Below are 5547 nucleotides of genomic sequence, written 5' to 3'. Positions count from 1 at the left end.
GAACGAACCACTGGTGGACCTGTTGTTGCGCCAGCAGCAGTGCAGGGTAGCTATGTTCGGACAGGATAACCGCTGAAGGCATCTAAGCGGGAAGCCCCCCTCAAAACAAGGTATCCCTGAGGGCCGTGGAAGACCACCACGCCGATAGGCCGGAGATGTAAGTGCAGCAATGCATTCAGTTGACCGGTACTAATCGCCCGATAGGCTTGATTTGATCCAGTAACAGACAGTGTTACGGAAAAACCAAACAAGCAAACACATCCCAAATAACAAACACTTGGACAACTTTGATTGTAACGCCTGCCCTTGTGGATATGTCATGTGACATAGCTCAGGTGCGGCAACGCATGTTTGCTTCGCAAACACGCTGCCTGCCGCTGACCGAGAAACATCCACAAGCCGCAGGCTTGTTGGATTTTTCTCGGTTTGGTGGCTACAGCGCAAGTGAAACACCCGGTCCCTTCCCGAACCCGGAAGTTAAGCACTGCCGCGCCGATGGTACTTGGGCTCAAGCCCTGGGAGAGTAGGTCACCGCCAAACCTAGTAAAATCCAAATCTCTCGCAACGATGCAATAATAACCTGACGCGGGATGGAGCAGCCAGGTAGCTCGTCAGGCTCATAACCTGAAGGTCGCAGGTTCAAATCCTGCTCCCGCAACCATCGTTTCCGACCAAGCCCCTGCAAACAGCGGGGGCTTTTTCGATTCCGGCTGACCCAAAGCCATCAGCCCCGCCAATTCCCCAATAAGTTCAAGCTGATGGCCGCCCGGCGCATCCGCGTCCGGAACCATCCGCACCTGCGAAATCAGCGCCCGCAGCGACGCCGTCGCCTCCCGCCGCACTTCCGGCGCGTTCAGCGACCGGGCGAGATCCTCGACCATCTCGCGGTAGCGCTGCGAAAGGCTGGGATGCAACCGCAGGGCAGGGGGCTCCGGGCTTTCCTTGATGATGGCCTCCAACCGGGCCTTCTCCGCTTCCAGTTCCGACATCTTGGCCTTCAATGACGCATGGTACATGCCGTCTTCGATGGCGTTCAGAATGCCCGCGATCTTTACCTCCACCTTCTTCAGGGAGGCTTCCGCCTTCTGGCGCTCCTGGGTGGCTCCGGCAGCAGCTTCATTGAAAGCTTTACGGTATTCCTCGGCGAATTGCGCCAGCAGGTCCGGTGCCAGCAGGCGCTGCTTCAGCCCGGAGAGAACCCGCTCTTCCACTTCTGTCCGGCCGATGGTGGCGCGGTTGGTGCAGACCGCGGCGCCCTTGTTGCGCGCGCCGGCGCAGCCGTATCGCGTCTTGTTGATCAGCGTGTAGCTGGCACCGCAGCAGGCGCAGCGCAAAAGGCCCGACAGAAGGTAGGTCGGCCGCCGCGCGCGTTCCAGCCGGGGCCGTTCGGTCAGAACGCCTGCCGGGTTCATTGCCTGCCGCACCTCTCCCTGGCGCGTCTTCACTGCGTGCCAGAGCTGGTCATCCAGAATACGCAGCTGTGGGACTTCTTCGATCTTCCAGTCTTCGGGCGGGTTGAGGCGTGACAGCCGTTTGCCGGTGTCCGGGTTGGTATCGTAGGTCAGCCGGTTCCAGACCAGGCGCCCGATATACAGCTCGTTGTTCAGGATACCGGTGCCGCGCTTGATGTTCCCGGAAATCGTTGAGGGGTTCCAGACTCCGGTGCCCTTGCCGCTCTGGGGGGCAGGCACGCCCTCGCTGTTCAGCGCTGCCGCAATCGTGCGGGCGGAAAGACCGTCTGCGTACTCCCGGAAGATCCGGGTGATGACGGCGGACTCCTCCGGCTCGATCTCCCGGTCGCCGGTGCTGACCGTGCCGTCGGGCAGGGCGGTTGCGGGGCAGCTGCGTCCCTCGTCGTCCAGCGCCCAGCCGTCGATGCCGCTTTCCCGGAGTTGGTCTAGCTCCTCACTGGCCCGGGGCTGTGTCTTGGGCAGGTCGTTGAGCGCGTCCAGAAGTTTGGATTTGGGGTGGTCTTGCAAAGCGGCGTCACGTTTGCCACCCGCGTTGTTTTGCTCTGAGATCATTCGGCGCAGGACCTGTTTGCCAAACGAGACCCAGGCCGGACGTGAGGGGTGAGATGAGAACTGTGGCATCGGTTGTCTCCGGGTAAAAAGCAGGCAAGGGGGCGCCGCCCTCCCCGGACTCGGGGGTGGCTGGGGCGGCGCTGAGAGGGTGGATGGAGGAGTGTCAGGCGGCGCTGTCAGTGGCGATCTCGTCCAGCATCCGGAGGATCTCCCGGGTCACATCCGCAAAATAGATCTCGCTTCGGACATTGATGGACCCGGAATAGAGATCGGGTGGTACGATGCTGTCCGGGAAAGCGTCCTTGAGCCTGGCATGCAGTCGCTTCTCTGTCTGCAAGGCAAGTTGCCCGGTCGCCATCGGGACAGTCATCAGGATCTGCGCATCCAGTCCGCGGTGCTTCATCAGCTGGTGACGCAGACGGGAATCCGGGTTCCGGGAAAAGCCCAATTTTACCAGCTGTGCCCCGTTCGGAAGGGGTGGCGGTTGATGTGTGGGGCATTGAGGACTCCAGTTGCGCAAGGCGAGAGAGAGGGCAGGCGCCGGATATGGGGCACCTGCCGGGAAAATCTGGAATTGGGCATGACGCGGCCGGGCGCAGGCGGAGAGATCCGCTGCGGTGACCAGGTCAGGTTATGTCAGGGGGGGATTGGGCGGATCAGACCGGCGCGAATTCCGGGGCTGTCACTGCCATTTCCACCACGGCGTCGACTTGCCGCGCCGCGCGGTTCAGCGCTTCGCGGACACCGGGATCATCGGTGGTGAAAAGGTCCCGGTGCGCATACATCAGCTGCTGGAAATGCAGTGCCTCGCCCGGGGTTGTGGCTTCAATGAGGAAGTGCATCAGCATGGCCATGCGCTGCAGGGGCTGATCTTCGGCGGAGGAAGTTGGTGCGGAAAAAACATCGGAAGCCAAACGCAGGCAGTCTTGCCATTGGTTCTCCGCCGCCTCCGCGAAGCCGCTGCTCGCAGGATCCCACGACAAAGAATGCGACAGGTCGCGGTCCATCTCAATGGCAGCATTCACGGCTTCGATGAGCACGGTGAAAGTCCGGAAGATTGGGGTGGGTCCCTTGCCCGCAACCACAGCGGTCAATGCAGGATGCAGGTCTTTTGCCGCGCTCATGCGCGTGATAGGGCAACAATTAGCCATGGTCGGTCTCCTTCCACGAGATCGGTTTGGTCAGGGCTGGGCGGGGAGCTTCCACCTTCCCCTCAGCCCGTTGCAAATGTGTGCAACTGAGTTTAATATGCACTCATCTGATTTGAATGTCAACTGCACACAAGTGAACTCATGGCGAAGACCTCTGCAATTTCCGTACGAGTGACGGACGAAACGAAGAAGGCCGTAGAAAAAGCAGCGGCAGATGATGACCGGTCCGTGGCCTCGTACGTTGAACGGCTACTGATCTCCCATCTGAAGGAACAGGGATATCTGCAAAAATAGTCTCAGCACTTTTGCAATTCAGAAGTGGTCAAAGGGGTCGGTTGAAGTCTTGAGCTAAACGACATTCTCCCCACTCAGATTATCGAAAAACAATATGGCATCCACGGCCCCCGGCAGGGCGGGGTCAGCAGGCTGCTGGCCGCAGGAAGCTTGTAGAGGCGAAGGCCGAAAACAAGCTGACGAGGAGGGGATCGAAGGGGGTATCCCCCTCGCGAACTGGCAAGTTGCAATTCCGGGGCCCAGCCCGGGATTGCAACATGCTTAGTGAGTACAAGCCTCACAAAACCAATCAAGTCTCTCGGGATTTTCGTCGTCTTCGCAGACACTCGGATCAGTCAAGCAGATCTGAGGTTGCAGATGACCGTACATGCCAAATTCCGCCAAGACCAGTCCGACAAACTTGACAAGGCTCCTGTCGTCCTTCGGTTCGCCGGCCTGTTCCCGCATCAGCTTTGGAAATTCCGGCTGCATGACAAGCGCGCTGGCGGTGACCTGGCGCACGTCGACCAGGATATGTCCGGGCTGAACGAAGTGCTTGCCGGAGGGCCGGGTTGGCAGAAGCGGATTTGCACTGAAGTTGCAGAGATGCGTGAGCACAATTTTGAAGAGCGCCTTGGCGCATTGCGGGCGAAATCACGCATCAGCCAAGCCGAGAGAGAAGCCGCCAAGGGGCCTTCAGATCCCTGGAGGGAAAGCGCCAAGGGACCTCTGCGCGAAGGCATCCTGACCGTGAACAAGGCGTGGTTTGGCGGGGCTGGAATTTTCGAGTGGGATCCGGAACGTGTTGCGGAATTCCGGGAGGTCGCGATGAAATTCCTGACGCAGCACTTTCCGGATGACCAACTGCGCTTTGCCTCGGCCCATGTTGACGAAGAGGCGTATCACATTCACTTCGTCGTTGCGGTCTGGTCCGAGAAAAATTCTGCCAACAGCGGGCGGCAGGTTGTTCTGCAGCCGTCCGCAAACCCGCTGCTGAAGAACTACGAGCATGCCCAGGACCTTGCGGGCGAGACGTTCGCAAAAATCGGGATCACTAGGGGAAAGCGCCATGCCGAAGCCCGGCGGAAGGCACGAGCGGAGGACGCTCCGCAGCCTGAAACTCGGCATCATGTGCCACCGTCAAAGTGGCGTGCCGAGGAGCGCCGGGCGGCGCAAGCAGAGAGGAAACGCATCCTGGGCGATGCCCGGATGGAGGCCAAGGCGGTCGCCGAAGGCGCCCGGGACTTGGCCAAGGCCACGGGCAGGAAATCGCGCAAACGCGCGATCAAAGAGGCGCAGGCCCGCAAGCGGCGGGCCGGGCGGGAAACTGCAGCGGCCGAACGCAGTCGCGACGCGGCAGAGGCCGAGGCGCGTCAGTTTGAAGAGGCGGCTGCCGCCGCAAATTCTAGGAAAGAAGCCATTGAAGCCGAGGTCGTAGCCATGGAGCCGATGGTAAAGGGGTATGAGGAGAGGGCGGAAGCGGCTGCCCAAAAGTACCGGGAGCAGAAGGCCGCCCGGGAGGCAGAGGAAGCGAGGCTGAAGGAGGCGGGAGAAAAGGTCAGGGTGAAGGTGGCTGAGGCAGAAGTAATCTCGGATGCCATCGAAACCGGTCTGGAGCTCGTAGCTGATGGTGCGCTTGCTTGGCAGGAGGCATCAGCAGATCAGCCTTCGCGGCTGACCTGGGGCACGACCGCTCCGAAGACCAAGCAGGCACAGGATGAAAAGCTGAAGGAGATCCGCCCAGCAATGCGTATGGTCACACGCATTGCGCAACTGGTGGCCCGAACCGTGAAACGCGTCCTCGCCAAGGAGCGGCAAAAGCTGAAGCAGGACGCGGATTATGTGCGCGGTCTGCGTCAGAAATGGGAGCCGGAAGATGAGGCGAGGCTGTCGAGGATCACGCTCGGTGGGATAGACAGCGGACCGAAATAGGACGGACTGCTGACTTTTGCTGCGTAAAAAGCCAAGGTTTTCTGTGCGGACAAACCGGACTTAAGCCGCCGCGGCAGATGCAGGTGCAGAAAGCACCAGAACTTCTTTGCGCCCACAGCAGCGGCCTTACGGCGACGCAGCAGGTTTCCCCGGACCAGACCTTCGAA

5 protein-coding genes, 1 tRNA gene and 2 rRNA genes are annotated in these 5547 nt (G+C 60.3%); 5 read left to right on the top strand and 3 right to left on the bottom strand.

The features are described from left to right. From VOI29_RS22220 to VOI29_RS22210, 3 genes are all read left to right on the top strand, one after another. Positions 1 to 214: ribosomal RNA gene (locus VOI29_RS22220) — 23S ribosomal RNA — on the top strand; the annotation flags it as partial. A gap of 211 nt (positions 215 to 425) precedes the next feature. Continuing rightward, a 5S ribosomal RNA gene (rrf, locus tag VOI29_RS22215) occupies positions 426 to 540 on the top strand. Positions 541 to 584: 44 nt separating this feature from the next. Continuing rightward, positions 585 to 661: transfer RNA gene (locus VOI29_RS22210), tRNA-Met, on the top strand. Here VOI29_RS22210 and VOI29_RS22205 read toward each other — a convergent pair. The 3 genes from VOI29_RS22205 to VOI29_RS22195 all read right to left on the bottom strand — a co-directional run bounded on the left by VOI29_RS22205 (position 618) and on the right by VOI29_RS22195 (position 3148). Beyond that, positions 618 to 2024: a recombinase family protein gene (locus VOI29_RS22205; RefSeq protein WP_323783765.1), complete on the bottom strand. Its 1407-nt coding sequence runs from the start codon at positions 2022 to 2024 to the stop codon at positions 618 to 620. The two genes, VOI29_RS22210 and VOI29_RS22205, sit on opposite strands and share 44 nt — an antisense overlap. Before the next feature lie 163 nt (positions 2025 to 2187). Further along, entirely contained in the window at positions 2188 to 2427 is a 240-nt protein-coding gene (locus VOI29_RS22200; protein WP_323783763.1) for a hypothetical protein, read from the bottom strand. A 253-nt stretch (positions 2428 to 2680) separates the two neighbouring features. After that, on the bottom strand, positions 2681 to 3148 hold the full coding sequence (locus tag VOI29_RS22195; protein ID WP_323783761.1) for a hypothetical protein: 468 nt from the start codon (positions 3146 to 3148) through the stop codon (positions 2681 to 2683). Positions 3149 to 3316: 168 nt separating this feature from the next. Between VOI29_RS22195 and VOI29_RS22190 the strand changes: the two genes are divergently transcribed. Together VOI29_RS22190 and VOI29_RS22185 are read left to right on the top strand one after the other, a co-directional pair. After that, complete coding sequence (locus VOI29_RS22190; RefSeq protein WP_323783759.1) at positions 3317 to 3469, top strand: hypothetical protein; 153 nt, start codon at positions 3317 to 3319, stop codon at positions 3467 to 3469. Positions 3470 to 3826: 357 nt separating this feature from the next. Then, a complete protein-coding gene (locus VOI29_RS22185) occupies positions 3827 to 5380 on the top strand; it encodes a plasmid recombination protein (RefSeq protein WP_323783757.1) in 1554 nt (517 codons plus the stop codon). The last annotated feature ends 167 nt before the right edge of the window (positions 5381 to 5547 follow it).

The organism is Leisingera sp. (genome assembly GCF_034669605.1).
In the GTDB taxonomy this organism is placed as follows: domain Bacteria; phylum Pseudomonadota; class Alphaproteobacteria; order Rhodobacterales; family Rhodobacteraceae; genus Leisingera.
The sequence above is the reverse complement of the archived record's forward strand: the minus strand, read 5'-3'. Positions and strand labels throughout refer to the sequence as shown.

Excerpts from the sequence above, each read along its gene's own strand:
- VOI29_RS22200 (WP_323783763.1), bottom strand. The coding sequence starts at position 2,427 with ATGAAGCACCGCGGACTGGATGCGCAGATCCTGATGACTGTCCCGATG.
- VOI29_RS22205 (WP_323783765.1), bottom strand. The coding sequence starts at position 2,024 with ATGATCTCAGAGCAAAACAACGCGGGTGGCAAACGTGACGCCGCTTTG.
- VOI29_RS22190 (WP_323783759.1), top strand. The coding sequence starts at position 3,317 with ATGGCGAAGACCTCTGCAATTTCCGTACGAGTGACGGACGAAACGAAG.
- VOI29_RS22195 (WP_323783761.1), bottom strand. The coding sequence starts at position 3,148 with ATGAGCGCGGCAAAAGACCTGCATCCTGCATTGACCGCTGTGGTTGCG.
- VOI29_RS22185 (WP_323783757.1), top strand. The coding sequence starts at position 3,827 with ATGACCGTACATGCCAAATTCCGCCAAGACCAGTCCGACAAACTTGAC.